At 70.0% G+C, this 15,896-nt stretch carries 15 protein-coding genes; 13 read left to right on the top strand and 2 right to left on the bottom strand.

Translation table 11 applies throughout. The annotated features are described in order from the left end of the window. Positions 1-18: 18 nt before the first annotated feature. A complete protein-coding gene (gene prcA, locus ACIA8E_RS20975; protein WP_399300269.1) occupies positions 19-846 on the top strand; it encodes a proteasome subunit alpha in 828 nt (275 codons plus the stop codon). A 53-nt stretch (positions 847-899) separates the two neighbouring features. On the opposite strand, the gene ACIA8E_RS20970 is transcribed toward prcA, so the two are convergent. Beyond that, positions 900-1,931 carry a LacI family DNA-binding transcriptional regulator gene (locus ACIA8E_RS20970; protein ID WP_399300266.1) on the bottom strand — a complete coding sequence of 344 codons (1,032 nt, stop codon included), beginning with the start codon at positions 1,929-1,931 and terminating at the stop codon, positions 900-902. A 139-nt stretch (positions 1,932-2,070) separates the two neighbouring features. Between ACIA8E_RS20970 and ACIA8E_RS20965 the strand changes: the two genes are divergently transcribed. The 12 genes from ACIA8E_RS20965 to ACIA8E_RS20910 all read left to right on the top strand — a co-directional run bounded on the left by ACIA8E_RS20965 (position 2,071) and on the right by ACIA8E_RS20910 (position 14,106). Then, the gene (locus ACIA8E_RS20965; RefSeq protein ID WP_399300263.1) at positions 2,071-3,330 is read left to right on the top strand and encodes an MFS transporter; all 1,260 of its coding nucleotides are present in this window, start codon (positions 2,071-2,073) and stop codon (positions 3,328-3,330) included. Between the two features lie 9 nt (positions 3,331-3,339). Further along, positions 3,340-4,701, top strand: a complete 1,362-nt coding sequence (pafA, locus tag ACIA8E_RS20960) for a Pup--protein ligase (protein ID WP_399300260.1) — start codon at positions 3,340-3,342, stop codon at positions 4,699-4,701. A gap of 125 nt (positions 4,702-4,826) precedes the next feature. Next, a complete protein-coding gene (locus ACIA8E_RS20955) occupies positions 4,827-5,762 on the top strand; it encodes an FKBP-type peptidyl-prolyl cis-trans isomerase (RefSeq protein ID WP_399300257.1) in 936 nt (311 codons plus the stop codon). 43 nt (positions 5,763-5,805) lie between these two features. Further along, the gene (locus ACIA8E_RS20950; RefSeq protein WP_355760109.1) at positions 5,806-6,177 is read left to right on the top strand and encodes an FKBP-type peptidyl-prolyl cis-trans isomerase; all 372 of its coding nucleotides are present in this window, start codon (positions 5,806-5,808) and stop codon (positions 6,175-6,177) included. A gap of 140 nt (positions 6,178-6,317) precedes the next feature. Beyond that, on the top strand, positions 6,318-7,271 hold the full coding sequence (locus ACIA8E_RS20945) for a helix-turn-helix transcriptional regulator (RefSeq protein ID WP_399300253.1): 954 nt from the start codon (positions 6,318-6,320) through the stop codon (positions 7,269-7,271). 13 nt (positions 7,272-7,284) lie between these two features. Beyond that, complete coding sequence (locus tag ACIA8E_RS20940; RefSeq protein WP_399300250.1) at positions 7,285-8,241, top strand: helix-turn-helix transcriptional regulator; 957 nt, start codon at positions 7,285-7,287, stop codon at positions 8,239-8,241. A gap of 18 nt (positions 8,242-8,259) precedes the next feature. Next, entirely contained in the window at positions 8,260-8,529 is a 270-nt protein-coding gene (locus ACIA8E_RS20935; RefSeq protein WP_399300247.1) for a hypothetical protein, read from the top strand. A 43-nt stretch (positions 8,530-8,572) separates the two neighbouring features. Beyond that, entirely contained in the window at positions 8,573-8,770 is a 198-nt protein-coding gene (locus ACIA8E_RS20930) for a hypothetical protein (protein WP_351079209.1), read from the top strand. Between the two features lie 241 nt (positions 8,771-9,011). Beyond that, on the top strand, positions 9,012-9,302 hold the full coding sequence (tatA, locus tag ACIA8E_RS20925) for a Sec-independent protein translocase subunit TatA (RefSeq protein ID WP_030918467.1): 291 nt from the start codon (positions 9,012-9,014) through the stop codon (positions 9,300-9,302). Positions 9,303-9,364: 62 nt separating this feature from the next. After that, a complete protein-coding gene (gene tatC / locus ACIA8E_RS20920) occupies positions 9,365-10,315 on the top strand; it encodes a twin-arginine translocase subunit TatC (RefSeq protein ID WP_399300242.1) in 951 nt (316 codons plus the stop codon). 18 nt (positions 10,316-10,333) lie between these two features. Then, entirely contained in the window at positions 10,334-11,224 is an 891-nt protein-coding gene (locus tag ACIA8E_RS20915; RefSeq protein ID WP_399300239.1) for a diacylglycerol kinase, read from the top strand. Positions 11,225-11,274: 50 nt separating this feature from the next. Then, a complete protein-coding gene (locus ACIA8E_RS20910; protein ID WP_399300236.1) occupies positions 11,275-14,106 on the top strand; it encodes a DEAD/DEAH box helicase in 2,832 nt (943 codons plus the stop codon). 143 nt (positions 14,107-14,249) lie between these two features. Here the strand turns inward: ACIA8E_RS20910 and atzF are convergent, their stop codons facing one another. Continuing rightward, positions 14,250-15,893, bottom strand: coding sequence for an allophanate hydrolase (atzF, locus tag ACIA8E_RS20905; RefSeq protein WP_399300234.1), 1,644 nt, complete (start codon positions 15,891-15,893; stop codon positions 14,250-14,252). Positions 15,894-15,896: the final 3 nt, after the last annotated feature.

Below are 15,896 nucleotides of genomic sequence, written 5' to 3'. Positions count from 1 at the left end.
GAAAGGGACGGATAGCCGGTGTCGACGCCGTTCTATGTCTCACCTCAGCAGGCCATGGCCGACCGGGCGGAATACGCCCGGAAGGGCATCGCCCGTGGTCGCAGCCTGGTTGTGCTGCAGTATGCCGACGGCATTGTGTTCGTCGGCGAGAACCCGTCCCGTGCGCTGCACAAGTTCAGCGAGATCTATGACCGAATCGGTTTCGCCGCCGCCGGTAAGTACAACGAGTACGAGAATCTGCGTATCGGCGGTGTCCGGTACGCCGATCTGCGCGGATACACGTACGACCGTGACGATGTGACGGCCCGCGGACTGGCCAACGTCTATGCGCAGACGCTGGGCACCATTTTCTCCAGTGCGGCCGAAAAGCCGTACGAGGTGGAGCTGGTGGTCGCCGAAGTGGGCGCCAGGCCCGAGGGCGACCAGATCTACCGGCTGCCGCACGACGGCTCGATCGTGGACGAGCACGGCTCCGTCGCGGTCGGCGGCAACGCGGAGCAGATCAGTACGTTCCTGGACCAGCGCCACCGTGACGGGATGACGCTGGCCGAGGCCCTCAAGCTGGCCGTGCAGGCGCTGTCCCGTGATCCCAACGGGAGTGAGCGGGAGATCCCCGCCGAGCGTCTCGAGGTGGCGGTCCTGGACCGTACGAGGCCTCAGCAGCGTAAGTTCAAGCGGATCGTCGGGCGGCAGCTGGCGCGGCTGCTGGAGGCGGACGGTGGCTCCGCACCGACCGACGCCCCCTCCGACATCGAGGACGGTGAGGGTTCCGAGTCCTCCGCGAGCACGACGGATGTCACCAAGTCCAGTGATTCCGGTGGCGACGTGGAGTCCTCCGACAAGTAGTCCATCGCTGAGTCTGTGCCCCGGTCCGGCGTTCCCGGTGGACCGGGGCACAGTCATGACCGGGGCGGCGGGGGCGCGGAGGAGCCGCGCACGACCAGCTGCACGGGCAGGCTGCCGGGTTCGGCCGGGCGGCCGTCCAGGACGGCCAGCAGGGCGGTCATGCCGCGCTCGCCGACCTGTTCCGCGGGGAGTTGCACAGTGGTGAGTTCGGGTTCGACGGCGGTCGCCAGGGCCAGATCGTCGAAGCCGGTGACGGAGACGTCGTCGGGGACCCGGAGCCCGAGCCGGCGGGCCGCCTTGCAGGCGCCCGCGGCGAGGATGTCGTCGTCGCAGATGATCGCGGTCGGCCGGGGGCCGGGGGCGGCCAGCGCGTACTCCGCGGCTTCCCGGCCGGCCCGCACGTCGAGCGCTGCCTGCACGGTCCGTACGACGGCGCCCGGCACCCCCTGTACGGCGTCGTGGACGGCCCGGGCGCGGACGGCGAAGGTCCAGGAGTCGATGGCCGACGCGAGATGGATGAAGCGGCGGTGGCCGAGGGCGAGCAGATGGTCCGTCACCTGCCGCATGCCGTCGGCGATGTCGAGGTTGACGTGGGCTGCGACGCCCGTGTCCGCGGGGTCGCTGTCCAGCATGACCAGGGGCAGGTCGGCGCCGTGCAGGGCGCCGAGTGCGTCGGCGGCCATCGAGGAGGCGATGACTCCGTCGAGTGCGGCGCGGGCGGAGGCGAAGGGGTCCCGGGCCGGCCCCGTGCCGTCGGGGGAGGGGTACAGGACGACCCCGAAGCCGTGCTCCGCCGCGACCGCGGCGGCGCCGGTGTAGACGCGGGCGAAGAACTCGTTCGTGAGGGCGGGGACGACCAGCAGTGCCGTCCTGGTGCGGCCGAGGCGGAGGCTGCGGGCGGCGAGATTCGGCCGGTAGCCGAGGTCCTGGGTGGCGCTGCGGACACGCTCGGCGGTGGCCTCGGAGACCCTGCCACGCCATTTGTCGCCGAGCACGAGGGAGACGGTGGCCTGCGAGACGCCTGCGGCCCGCGCGACGTCGCGGCTGGTGGGCCGGGCCGGGGCGGGCTGTGATGCGCTGGTCACTGGGACCTCCGGACGGGTGCGGTGCTGGTGCGTGCGGCGAGGTGGACCTGTGGACTGGGCACATGGTACGTATGAACCTCGACGTTATACGTAAAACTTCGGGCGTCGGAAGAACGTCCGAGGGAGAGGGGGGCGAGACATGGCCGCGGGATATCTGGACATCCTCCGGGCGCGGCATGCCACCCGGCTGCTGGTCGGCACACTGGTGGGCCGGCTGCCCAGCGGCACCGCGCACATCGCGATCGTCCTGTTCACCCGCGCCGAGGGCGGCAGCTACACCCTCGCGGGGGCCCTCACGGCGGTGTACGGCCTCTCCACGGCGGTCGGGCAGCCACTGCTGGGCCGGGCCGTGGACCTGCACGGCCAGCCTCGCGTCCAGCTCCCCGCCTCCGTGCTGTCCGCGCTGGGCATGGCCCTGCTGGCCCTGGCAGGCCTCGGATCGCTGCCGCTGGCCTACGCGGCCGTGATCGTGGCCGGCGTCTGCACACCGCCGCTGGAGGGCGGCCTGCGGGCCCTGTGGCCGACGGTCCTGGGGCACGAGGACCGGGTGCACCGCGCGTACGCCATGGACGCGGTGGCCCAGGAGGTCATGTTCACGGTGGGGCCGCTGCTGGTGACGGTGCTGGTCTCGCTCTGGTCTCCCGCAGCCGCGCTGCTCGTCATCAACGCGATCGGGGTGCTCGGGGCGCTCTCGGTGGTGGTCTCGGAGCCCTCCCGCACCTGGCGTTCGGCGCCCCGCGAGGCGCACTGGCTGGGCGCTCTGCGTTCACCGGGCCTGCTGGCTCTGCTCGGTTCCTTCTTCTTCGTCGGACTCGCCCTGGGGTCCATCACGGTGGCGGGTGTCGCGTACGCCGACGACCACGGCCGCGAGTCGGTGTACGGCTGGCTGATGGCCGCGCTCGGACTGGGCGCGCTGATCGGCGGCGTGGCGTACGGGGCGTGGCAGTGGGCCGGGGCGCCGGAGCGCCGGCTGCGCGCCATCGTCGCGCTGCTGGCACTCGGCTATCTGCCGCTGATGCTCACGCCCGGGGTGGTGCCGATGACCGTACTGGCCGCGCTCGCCGGGGTGTTCCTGGCGCCCGCGATCGCGTGCTCGTTCATCGTGGTGGACCGGCATGCTCCGCGGGGCACGGTGACGGAGGCGTTCTCCTGGCTCGTGACGACGTTCGGGGTCGGCGCGGCGGCGGGAACGGCCTTGGCGGGCCCGGCCGTAGAACTGGGCGGGACGGCGCACGGCTTCGCCGTCGCGGGGGCCGGTGGGGTGGTTGCGCTGCTGGTTCTGCTGGCCACGGGAAGGGTCCTCGCAGTTCCCGGGCGTACGCCGGTTGCTGTGCGGGTATCGGAAAATGATCGAAACGGTGCTGTCGAACCCGGTTTCAGCTCGGGCCATCAGGCGTAATGTTCAGTCATGGACCGCCGCATTTTCGGGCTGGAGAACGAGTACGGCGTCACGTGCACGTTCAGGGGACAGCGCCGACTGTCTCCTGACGAAGTGGCGCGCTACCTCTTCCGCCGTGTTGTGTCATGGGGCCGCAGCAGCAATGTCTTTCTGCGGAACGGCGCCCGCCTCTACCTCGACGTGGGATCGCATCCGGAATATGCAACCCCCGAATGCGACAATCTGACCGAGCTGGTCACCCACGACAAGGCAGGCGAGCGCATTCTCGAAGGCCTGCTCGTCGACGCCGAACGCCGCCTGCACGAGGAGGGAATCGCGGGCGACGTCTATCTCTTCAAGAACAACACCGATTCGGCGGGAAACTCCTACGGGTGTCACGAGAACTACCTCGTGGCACGGCACGGAGAATTCTCCCGGCTCGCGGACATCCTCATTCCCTTCCTCGTCACGAGGCAACTGCTCTGCGGAGCGGGCAAGGTGCTGCAGACCCCGCGCGGCGCGGTCTACTGCGTCAGCCAGCGTGCCGAGCACATCTGGGAGGGCGTCAGTTCCGCGACGACGCGCTCCCGTCCGATCATCAACACGCGCGACGAACCGCACGCCGACGCGGAGCGGTACCGTCGCCTCCATGTCATCGTCGGCGACTCGAACATGTCCGAGACGACGATGCTGCTCAAGGTCGGCGCGACGGACCTGGTGCTCCGGATGATCGAAGCGGGCACGGTGATGCGCGATCTGACACTGGAGAACCCGATCCGGGCGATCCGCGAGGTCAGCCACGACATCACGGGGCAGCGCAAGGTCCGCCTCGCCAGCGGCCGTGAGGCGTCGGCCATCGAGGTGCAGCGCGAGTACTACGAGAAGGCCGCAGACTTCGTCGATCGCCGCGGCATCCGCACCGGCACCGTCGCCCAGGTCCTGGAGCTCTGGGGCCGCACGCTCGACGCGATCGAGGCCGAGGACCTCGACCGGATCGACACCGAGATCGACTGGGTGATGAAGTACAAGCTCATCGAGCGGTACCGGGCCAAGCACAACATGACCATGTCGAATCCGCGGGTCGCCCAGATAGATCTCGCGTACCACGACATCCACCGTCGGCGCGGGCTGTACTACCTGCTGGAGCGGAAGGGGCAGGCCGCCCGTATCTGCAACGACCTGAAGATCTTCGAGGGCAAGTCGGTGCCCCCGCAGACCACCCGGGCGCGGCTGCGCGGCGACTTCATCCGAAGGGCGCAGGAGCAGCGGCGGGACTTCACCGTCGACTGGGTCCATCTCAAGCTCAACGACCAGGCACAGCGCACGGTGTTGTGCAAGGACCCGTTCCGTTCGGTGGACGACCGAGTGGAGAAGCTGATCGCGGGTATGTGAGCCGGCGCAGGACGCGCCTCGGCACTTGTGCGACTCGGGCCCCGTACGTCCTCGTACGGGGCCCTGTGCACGCCCTAGAGTGTCGGGGACTCAACCATCTGTGTCGTCTGAGATCTGAGGAACCAGTGCGCCGACTTGCCGCCCTTCTCGTTGTCCCCCTGCTGCTGTTGACGGCGGCATGCGGTGGCGACGGCAAGGGCTCCGACTCCGCCTCGAAGAACGGATTCCCCGCGATCACCGCGGGTGCGAAGTTCGGCGAGAAGCCCACCTTGTCCAAGGGACAGGGCGATCCGCCCAAGGAGCTGAAGACGCAGGTCATCAGCGAGGGTGATGGCGCGAAGCTCAAGAACGGCGACGCGATCCAGGTCAACTACCTCGGACAGGCGTGGGACTCCACCAAGCCGTTCGACAACAGTTTCGACCGCAAGCAGCCCTTCGATCTGACGCTCGGTGCGGGCATGGTCATCAAGGGCTGGGACCAGGGCCTCGTCGGCCAGAAGGTCGGCAGCCGCGTCGAGCTGGTCATTCCGCCGGACCTCGGTTACGGCGCGCAGGGCCAGGGCGACATCAAGCCGAACGCCACACTCGTCTTCGTCGTGGACATCCTGAAGGCCACGCAGATCCCGACGTCCGCCAAGGGCACCGCGGTCGCCCAGGACAACGTCGACCTGCCGAAGGTGGGCACCGACACCGACGGCAAGGCGCCGTCCGTCAAGGTCCCGGAGAAGACGGACCCGCCGACGAAGCTGGTCTCCAACTACATCCTGGAGTCCGACGGCGCCGTCATCAAGGAGACCGACAGCGTCGTCGTGAACTACGTGGGCCTGCTGTGGAAGGACGGAAAGACGTTCGACAGCACCTACGCCCAGGGCAAGACCCAGACCTTCCCGCTGGCCCAGGTCACCCTCAAGGGTCTGAAGAACGGTCTGATCGGCAAGAAGATCGGCAGTCGTGTCCTGCTGGTCATCCCGCCGGACCAGGCGTTCGGCGACAAGGCGCAGCAGTCCATCCCCGCCAAGTCCACCCTGGTGTTCGCCGTGGACCTGCTGGCGAAGATGTAAGACTGTCCCGGTTGTCCAGTTCATCATTTGGAGGAGCAGTTCAGTGAGCATCGAGAAGCCCGAGATCGACTTCCCGGGTGGCGAGCCGCCGGCCGACCTGGAGATCAAGGACATCTGGGAGGGCGACGGCGTGGTCGCCAAGGCCGGCGACATGGTCAAGGTCCACTACGTGGGCGTGGCCTTCTCCACCGGCGAGGAGTTCGACGCCTCCTGGAACCGCGGCACCCCGCTGCAGTTCCAGCTGGGTGTCGGTCAGGTCATCTCCGGCTGGGACCAGGGCGTGCAGGGCATGAAGGTCGGCGGCCGTCGCCAGCTGACCATCCCCGCGCACCTCGCCTACGGTGACCGCGGAGCCGGCGGCCGTATCGCCCCGGGCGAGACGCTGATCTTCGTCTGCGACCTGGTCGCCGTCTGATATCCGTCCCCGGACGCATCTCGAGGGCCCGTGCTGGACTGCACGGGCCCTCGTTCCGTCCGGTGTGGGCCCTCGCTTTTGTCCGGACACCCGGGAGCGGTACGGTCGATCGTCGTAGAGCAAGTAGAAAAGGGGCGTCGATGGCCATTGCCAAGGCCGAGCGGCTGATGAACCTGGCGCTGTGCCTGCTGGGGACCCGGCGCCCGCTCAGCAAGCGCGAGCTGCGCGGGTCCATCGAGGCGTACCTGGAAGCGGGCTCCGACGACGCCTTCAACCGGATGTTCGAGCGTGACAAGGACGATCTGCGCGAGCTCGGTCTGGTCATCGAGACCGTGGAGAACCTGGACGGCGACACCGGCTACCTGGCCCGCCGGGACAGCAACCGGCTGCCGCCGATCACGCTGGACGCCGAGGAGGCCGCGGCGCTCGGTCTGGCCGCGAAGGTCTGGCAGCAGGCCCGGCTCGCCGGCGCGGCCAGTGGCGCGCTGCAGAAGCTGCGGGCCGCGGGGATGCCCGAGGCCGAGGACGCGTACGAGGTGCACAGTGCGCTCGAACCCCGCATTCCGGTGCATGAGACCGCGTTCGAGCCGTTGATGCTGGCGTGCCGCGACCGCCGTCCGGTCACCTTCGACTACCGCAAGGCCAACGCCGCCAGGCCCGAGCAGCGCCAGGTCGAGCCCTGGACGCTGGAGTGCTGGCGCGGGCACTGGTATCTGGCGGGCTGGGACCGGGACCGTGGCGCCGAGCGGGTGTTCCGGCTGTCCAGGATCAGCGGCCGGGTCCGCTCCCGGGCCGGGGCCTTCACCGCCGAGGTGCCCGATGTGGTGACCGTCCGGGAGACCGTGGAGAGCTGGGCGGGGGAGACGGCGACCCGGACCGCGCTGATCAGGCTGCGGTCGGGTTCCGGTTACCCGTTGCGGTCGCGCGCGATATCCGTGCGGGAACTCGGAGACGGCTGGGACGAGTTGGAGATCCCGTACGGACACGGTCTGGACGCCTGGCTCGTCGAGTTCGGCCCGGACGTCGTCGTGCGGGAACCCGCGGATCTGCGGGCCGATGTGGTGGACCGGCTGCGCGCCGTGGCCAAGGACTGAGAGGACCGTATTCATGGCGACGAACGCGATCGACCAGACGCGCCGGATGCTGTCCCTGGTGACGTATCTGCGGGAGCGCCCCGGCGCCCATGTGCAGGACGTCGCCCGTGCTTTCGGGATCACCGAGGACGAGCTGATCTCGGACCTCGATGTGCTCCCCATGTGCGGGACGAGCTTCCGCGGTGGCGATCTGCTGGACATCGACACCGACGGCGACCGGATCTGGTGGCACAACCCGGACGACGTGGCCGAGCCGCTGCGGCTCGCGGCCGACGAGGCGACGGCTCTGCTGGTCGCCGCGCGCGCCGTGGCCACGCTGCCGGGGCTGCGGGAGAGCGACCGGCAGGCGCTGCTGCGGGCCACCGCCAAGCTGGAGACGGCGGCCGGTGAGACGGCGGCGGCGAGCTCCCGGCTCTCGGTCACCTTCGAGTCGGAGGGCGGCGTCTTCGCCGATGTCGACCGGGCGATCTCCGAGCGGCGCAGGCTGTGGCTGCGGTACTACTCGCCCGCGCGCGACGAGCTCACCGAGCGTGAGGTGGACCCGATCCGGCTGTTCGCCGTGGGGCACACGTACATGGAGGCCTGGTGCCGGCTCTCCGAGGACCGGCGTACGTTCCGGCTCGACCGGGTCGCCGAGATCCGGCTGCTGGACGAGCCGTCCGCGCCCCCGGAGCTGGAGCTGCGGGATCTCTCCGAGGGGCTGGTGCAGCCGGCGGCCGAGGATCCCGAGGTCGTGATCGAGGTGGGGCCCGGTGGCCGCTGGGTCGCCGAGTACTACCCGCACGACAGCGCGGAGGAACTGGCCGACGGCGGACTGCGGATCACGTTGCGCACCCCCGATCCGGCCTCGCTGCGCAGGCTCGCGCTGCGGCTCGGCGGGGATGGGCACATTGTCGCCCCGCAGGAGCTGGCGCAGAGCGCGCGGCAGGCGGCGCGGGCGGCGCTGGCCGCCTATGACGCCGCGGCCTGAGCGGATATCCGAGGAGATATGAGCAATTTGTCTGTGGTGTCAGGTATCTCGACTGTGGTGGTACCCGAGTCCGTACGGTTCAAGGCCGCCTGCCCGGACTGTCGCGGGCGCTTCGAGCTCGCGGCGGGCGCCCTGCGGCTCGCCATCGGCGCCAGCCGCCGTACGACGTTCTACTCCTTCACCTGCCCCGAGTGCGGAGCAGCCGTCCGCAAGCCGGCCGGTGAGCGGATCATTGAGCTCCTGACCGGCGGCGGCGTACGGACGCTCCGCCTCCACGCCGGGCTGTAGCACTCCGGACACCGGCCCACCTAGACATATCGAGGCTCTGCGCATGTTCTGGCCCATGCTCGCCATCGCCCTGGGGTTCCTCGGCATCGCCGTCCTCGGGGTGCTGGCCGTCAAGGTCTTCGTCGAGGCCCAGCGCCTGGGGCGCCAGGTGACCCGCACCACTCAACGCATCAACCGGGCGGCTGAGGATCTCGAACGGGCCGCCACCGACCTCGCAGCCACCGGTGAATCCCTCCGGTAGACCAGGTCTTTCGGGTCGGGCCGGTCGATCGGGGAGGGCGCGGCCTCCAGTTTCTCAGGTTCGGAGGGTACGCTGCACTGGCGGCCCTGAGAGCGAGGCGTGGGCCGTAATCGCAAGGATGCATGGGTATTGCCCTGCGTTTACTCCTGCGGGATACGATCGCTGACAGTACGAAGATCGGACGTCTGTCCGACGTTCGATCAGCCCCACCCCTGCTGCCTCGGTGAGAAGGTACACGCATATGTTCGGAAGGCTCGGCGCTCCCGAGATCATCCTGATCCTCGTCGTCATTGTTCTGCTGTTCGGCGCGAAGAAGCTTCCTGACATGGCTCGCTCGCTCGGCAAGTCGGCCCGCATCCTCAAGAGCGAGGCCAAGGCCATGAAGTCGGAGGGCAACCCGTCGGCCACCCCTGCCGACCCGCCGCACGACCCCGCTCAGGACCAGGCTGCCCCGCGCACGATCAAGGCCGCGCCCGGCGATGTGACGAGTTCGCGGCCGGTCGCCGAGCCGACCGACTCGACCAACCGCTGACAACTGGGCCGACGCAGGCGCCGTGATCGGTGACGGCCTGCTGCACGAGATGAGGACGTGGGTTGCTCAAGTCTGCCCGCAAACAGGAGACGGACCCCGAGGGCCGCATGCCCTTGGTGGAGCACCTGCGTGAGCTGCGCAACCGGCTGGCGAAGGCTCTCCTGGCGATCGTCGTCGTCACGATCGTCGCCGCGTTCTTCTACAAGGGGATCATCGAGTTCTTCACCGACCCGGTGCTGAAGGCGGTCGGTTGCGATTCGAGCTTCGCCGAACTCGCCCAGAAGGAGGACGGCACCTGTGCGCGCATCGTCCTGAACGGTCTGCTGACGCCGTTCACCCTTGCGCTCAAGGTCTCCCTGATGGCAGGCGTCGTCCTTTCGTCGCCGATCTGGCTCTACCAGCTCTGGGCGTTCATCGCCCCGGGACTGCACAGGCACGAGAAGAAGTACTCGCTGGGCTTCGTCGGCGCGGGCTTCCCGCTCTTCCTCGCCGGTGGGTTCTTCGCGTACAAGACGCTGCCCACGATGGCGAAGGTCCTGCTGGACTTCTCGCCGGCCGGTCTGGACAACCAGCTGCCGCTCGACGACCTGCTGGACCTGATCACGCGCATGGTGGTGGTCTTCGGGCTCTCCTTCGAGCTGCCCCTGCTGCTCGTCATGCTCAACCTCGGCGGCGTCATCACGGGCAAGCGGATGCTCGGCTGGTGGCGCGGCATGATCATGGGCATCACGGTCTTCGCCGCACTGGCGACGCCCAGTACGGACCCCCTGACGATGCTGGCGCTCGCCGGGCCGATCTGGGTCCTGTACTTCTGCGCGACGGCGCTCTCGCTCCTCAACGACCGCCGCAAGGCACAGCGCGCGGCGGAGGGTCCCGCCGATGACGAGGCGTCGGAGCTGGACCTCACTCCCGAGGACGTCGGTGAGATCGAACCGGTCTCGTCCGTCAGGTCGCTGCCGGCGCAGTCGGGGCCGGACCGTGACCGGGTGAACGGTTACGACGACATCACCTGACCTTGTAAGGTCCCCCGGGTGACCAGCGAGATCACCCTTTTCGTCAATCCCACCGCAGGACGCGGCCGGGGCGCGCACGCCGCGCAGCCGGCCGCTTCCGCATTGCGGGACGCCGGATTCTCCGTACGTACGGTCCTGGGCGAGGACGCCGACGACGCGCTGCGGCGGGCCCGTGAGGCGGTCGACGGCGGGACCGGTGCCCTGATAGCGGTGGGCGGGGACGGCATGATGTCCCTCGCCCTCCAGGCCGTGGCCGGGACCATGACGCCGCTCGGTGTGATCGCCGTCGGTACCGGCAACGACTTCGCCCGCGCCCTCGGTCTGCCGATACGGGATCCGGCTGCTGCGGGCCGGCTGGCTGCCGAGGCGCTCAAGGGCGGGGCGATCAGGGACATCGACCTCGGCCGGGTCGGCGACCGGTGGTTCGGGTCCGTGCTCGCCTCCGGCTTCGACTCCCGGGTCAACGACCGGGGCAACCGGATGCGCTGGGTCGGCGGACGGTTCAAGTACGACCTCGCGATCCTCGCCGAACTCGCCGCGTTCCGGACGATCCCGTACCGCATCAGGCTCGACGGCGGGCCGGTCCAGGAGATCGAGGCGACGCTCATCGCGGTCGGCAACGGCTCCACCTACGGCGGTGGCATGCGGATCTGTGCGGACGCCGTCATGGACGACGGGCTCTTCGACTTGACCGTCGTCGGCGACTGCAGCCGTACGACGCTGCTCAAGGTGTTTCCCCGGGTCTACCGGGGCACCCACCTCGACCACCCCGCGGTCACCGTGCACCGGGTCTCGTCGATCGAGCTGGCCGCCGCCTCCGTCACCGCCTACGCGGACGGCGAACCGCTCGGTCCGCTGCCGCTCACCGCCACGTGCGTGCCGGCTGCGGTCAGGGTTCTTGCACAGTGAAATAAAGATCGCGCTGACTGTCAGAGGTGACGGGTACGCTCGTAAGCAAGATGACAGAGGACCTCTCACCAGCTGAGCGATACCAGGCATTCCGGATCCGCGCCGCCGAGCAGGCCACGGCACTCGCGCCCTTCCGCGAGATGTACGAGTTCGATCTGGACCCGTTCCAGATAGAGGCATGCAAGGCCCTGGAAGCGGGAAAGGGGGTGCTGGTCGCCGCCCCGACCGGGTCGGGCAAGACGATCGTCGGCGAGTTCGCCGTGCATCTCGCGCTCCGCCAGGGGCGCAAGTGCTTCTACACCACGCCCATCAAGGCCCTGTCGAACCAGAAGTACGCCGATCTGGTCAAGCGCTACGGCGCGGACAAGGTCGGCCTGCTGACCGGCGACAACAGCGTGAACGCCGATGCCCCGGTGGTCGTCATGACCACCGAAGTGCTGCGGAACATGCTGTACGCGGGCTCGCAGGCGCTCCGTGGCCTCGGCCATGTCGTGATGGACGAGGTGCACTACCTCTCCGACCGCTTCCGCGGCGCGGTGTGGGAGGAAGTGATCATTCATCTGCCGGATTCGGTGACGCTGGTGTCGCTGTCGGCGACCGTGTCCAACGCCGAGGAGTTCGGCGACTGGCTGGACACCGTCCGAGGCGACACCGAGGTGATCGTCGCCGAGAGCCGGCCCGTGCCGCTCTGGCAGCACGTGCTGGCCGGCCGCCGGATGTACGACCTCTTCGAGGAGGAGACCGACCACGGCGGCCGTGGCGCCGGCCGCCGCGAGGTCAACCCCGACCTCGTCCGGCTCGCCCGCATGGAGAACCAGCGCGGGTACAACCCGCGCGAGCGCCGCCGCGGAAAGATGGTGCGCGAGGCGGACCGCGAGCGCGAGCGGCGCCAGCGCAGCCGGATCTGGACCCCGTCCAGGCCCGAGGTCATCGACCGGCTGGACGCGGAAGGGCTGCTGCCCGCGATCACGTTCATCTTCAGCCGGGCCGGCTGCGAGGCCGCCGTGCAGCAGTGTCTGCAGGCCGGACTCCGGCTCAACGACGAGGACAGGCGCCGGCTGGTGCGGGAGATCGTCGAGGAGCGGACCGCGTCCATCCCCGGCGAGGACCTCCATGTCCTCGGCTACTACGAATGGCTCGAAGGGCTGGAGCGGGGCATCGCCGCGCACCACGCGGGCATGCTGCCGACCTTCAAGGAGGTCGTCGAGGAGCTGTTCGTGCGCGGGCTGGTCAAGGCGGTCTTCGCGACGGAGACCCTCGCCCTCGGCATCAACATGCCCGCGCGCTCGGTGGTGTTGGAGAAACTCGTCAAGTGGAACGGCGAGCAGCACGCGGACATCACCCCCGGCGAGTACACCCAGCTGACCGGTCGTGCCGGGCGGCGCGGGATCGATGTCGAGGGCCATGCGGTGGTGCTGTGGCAGCGCGGCATGGATCCGGGGGCGCTGGCCGGACTCGCGGGTACGCGCACCTATCCGCTGCGGTCCAGTTTCCGGCCCTCGTACAACATGGCCGTCAACCTGGTGCAGCAGTTCGGGCGGCACCGGTCGCGCGAGCTGCTGGAGACCTCGTTCGCACAGTTCCAGGCCGACCGGTCGGTCGTCGGGATCTCCCGGCAGGTGCAGAAGAACGAGGAGGGCCTGGCGGGTTACCGCGAGGGTATGACCTGCCACCTCGGTGACTTCGAGGAGTACGCACGGCTGCGCCGCGACCTCAAGGAGCGGGAGACGGAGCTCGCCAAGCACGGTGCGTCGCAGCGTCGGGCGGCGGCTGCGGCGTCCCTGGAGAAGCTGAAGCCGGGCGACGTCATCCACGTTCCGACCGGGAAGTTCGCCGGCCTGGCGCTCGTGCTGGACCCTGGGCTGCCGGCCGGGCGGGTCAACGGGTACCGGGGGCTCGAATACTACGACGGGCCGCGGCCGTTGGTGCTGACTTCCGAGCGGCAGGTCAAGCGGCTCGCCGCGATCGACTTCCCCGTGCCGGTCGAGGCCGTGGAACGGATGCGGGTGCCGAAGTCGTTCAACCCGCGGTCGCCGCAGTCGAGGCGCGATCTGGCGTCGGCGCTGCGGACGAAGGCGGGGCACATCGTGCCGGAGCGGCACCGCAGAGGTCGGGCCGAGGCCGCCGACGACCAGCAGATCGCCCGCTACCGGGCCGAGTTGCGGGCCCACCCCTGCCATGGGTGCGCCGAGCGCGAGGACCATGCGCGGTGGGCGGAGCGGTACCACCGCCTGCAGCGGGACACGAAGCAGCTGGAGCGGCGGATCGAGGGGCGGACGAACACGATTGCCCGCACCTTCGACCGGATCGTCGCGCTCCTCACCGAGCTGGACTATCTGCGGGGCAACGAGGTCACCGAGCACGGGCGGCGGCTGGCCCGGTTGTACGGCGAGCTCGACCTGCTGGCGAGCGAGTGCCTGCGGGCCGGGGTGTGGGAAGGGCTGAACCCGGCGGAGCTCGCCGCATGTGTGTCGGCGCTGGTGTACGAGGCGCGGCAGGCGGACGACGCGGTGGCACCGAAGCTGCCGTCCGGGCCGGCGAAGACGGCGATGGCCGAGATGGTCCATATCTGGGGGCGGCTCGATGCCCTGGAGGAGAACTTCAAGATCAACCAGGCGGAGGGGGTCGGGCAGCGGGAGCCCGATCTCGGGTTCGCCTGGGCGGTCTACATGTGGGCGTCGGGGCGGACGCTGGACGAGGTGTTGCGCGAGGCGGAGATGCCGGCAGGGGACTTCGTGCGGTGGTGCAAGCAGGTGATCGACGTGCTGGGGCAGATCGCTGCTGCGGCGCCGGGGGGCGGGGAAAGCTCCGTGGCTCGCAATGCGCGTAAGGGGATGGATGCGGTGTTGCGGGGGGTTGTGGCTTACAGCTCCGTGGGGTGACGGGGCCGCTGCCCCGGGCCCCGGTCCTCAGCGCCGGAGGGCTGCACCACTTGCCCGGACGGGGTGGGGCCGGGTGGATCGGCCGCCCGTCCGGGGGTGAGGACCGGGGTCAGTGGACGGTGCTGCGCCGGCCGTGTTCCCGGTCAGCGGTCGAGGTAGGCGCGCCAGCCGCCGTGCACCGTGATGTCCGTTGCGCTGCGCAGCGCGTAGGGCTCGCACAGGAAGCCGGGGGCGGTGGTGCCGTCCGAGAGTTCCACCCGGCCCAGTGTCATGGGGGACGGGAGCTCCGCCGTGAGGCGGCCCAGACCCTCAGGGGGCAGTTCCCACACCTCCACCTCGATCGCGGCGCCGTCTTCGCCCACCCGTTCCAGGCCGGGCTTGGGCGGGTCGGTGCGCAGGGCGTGCAGGCGGTACGCAGGGGCCGTGGTCGTCGTACGGAGCAAGTGGGCGCCCAGGGACAGGAGTTGAGGGTTCAGGGGCTGGCCCGTCAGATGGGCGCCCGCGACGACCAGCCTGGTGGGCGGGGTCAGCAGCGCGGTGATGCGGGCCAGGCGTTCATCCGTGTGGGCCGGGCCGATCAGCATCACGCCGAAGGGGTGTCCGGCCACGTCGCCGGCCGGGGCGGCCACCGCGCACAGGCCGAACAGGTTGGTGGAGTTGGTGAACCGGCCCAGCCGTGCGTTGACGCCCAGCGGGTCCGCGGCCACCTCCGCCAGCGTGGGGTGACCCGGTGCGGTGGGCAGGAGAAGGGCGTCGGCGTCGGAGAGGGCTGTCATGGCGGCATCGCGCAGTACCGCCAGCCGGTCCCGGTCGGCGAACAGACGGTGTGCCGGGATGTCCCGGGCTGCCGTGATGATGTGGGCGACGGTGGGGTCGAGATCGGCGGCGGGGGCGGTGTCGATGAATGCGCCGACCGCCGTGTAGCGCTCGGCTACGAATGCTCCCTCGTACAACATGGCGGCGGCTTCGAGGAAGGGGGTCAGGTCCACCGGTTGCAGGTGCGCGCCCGCCGCGCGGAGGCGGCCGGCCGCTTCCGCGTACGCCTCCGCCCAGCCGGGGTCCAGCTCGCCCAGCTGTTCGGTCGCCGGGACCGCGATCCGCCAGGGGCCCGGTGCCCGGGCGGGCGCGGACTGCGGCGCGGTCGTGGTCATCAGGGCGAGCGCCTGCTCGGCCTCGGGGAGCGTACGGGCGAAGACGGTGACACAGTCCAGGCTTGCGCAGGCCGGGACCACACCGTCGGTCGGGACCAGGCCGCGGGTCGGCTTCAGGCCTACGATCCCGTTGAACGCGGCCGGGATCCGGCCGGAGCCCGCGGTATCGGTGCCGAGCGACAGGTCGGCGATGCCGAGCGCGACGGCGACCGCGGAACCGGAGCTGGAGCCTCCGCTGATCAGGGACGGGTCATGGGCGTGGCGGACCGCTCCGTAGGGGGAGCGGGTGCCGACCAGACCCGTGGCGAACTGGTCGAGGTTGGTCGTGCCGATCACCAGGGCTCCGGCCGCACGGAGGCGGGCCACGGCCGGGGCGTCGGCCGTCGGTTTGTACGCGTACGACGGGCAGCCCGCGGTGGTGGGGAGGCCGGCGACATCGATGTTGCCCTTGACGGCCAGCAAGCGGCCGGCGAGGGGGAGATGTTCCCCCGCGGACACGCGGGCGTCGAGGGTTCCGGCCTCGGCCTCCACCTCGGACAGCGGGCGCAGGTCGATCCAGATCTCCGGGCGGTCGACGGCCTCGATCCGGGCGTGGGCGGCGCGGACCCGGGCCAGTACGGGTGTGGGCGTGGTCATGTG

Origin of the sequence: Streptomyces sp. NPDC051664, from assembly GCF_044453545.1 — a bacterium.
In the GTDB taxonomy this organism is placed as follows: Bacteria; Actinomycetota; Actinomycetes; order Streptomycetales; family Streptomycetaceae; genus Streptomyces.
This window is presented reverse-complemented; position numbering and strand designations above follow the sequence as displayed.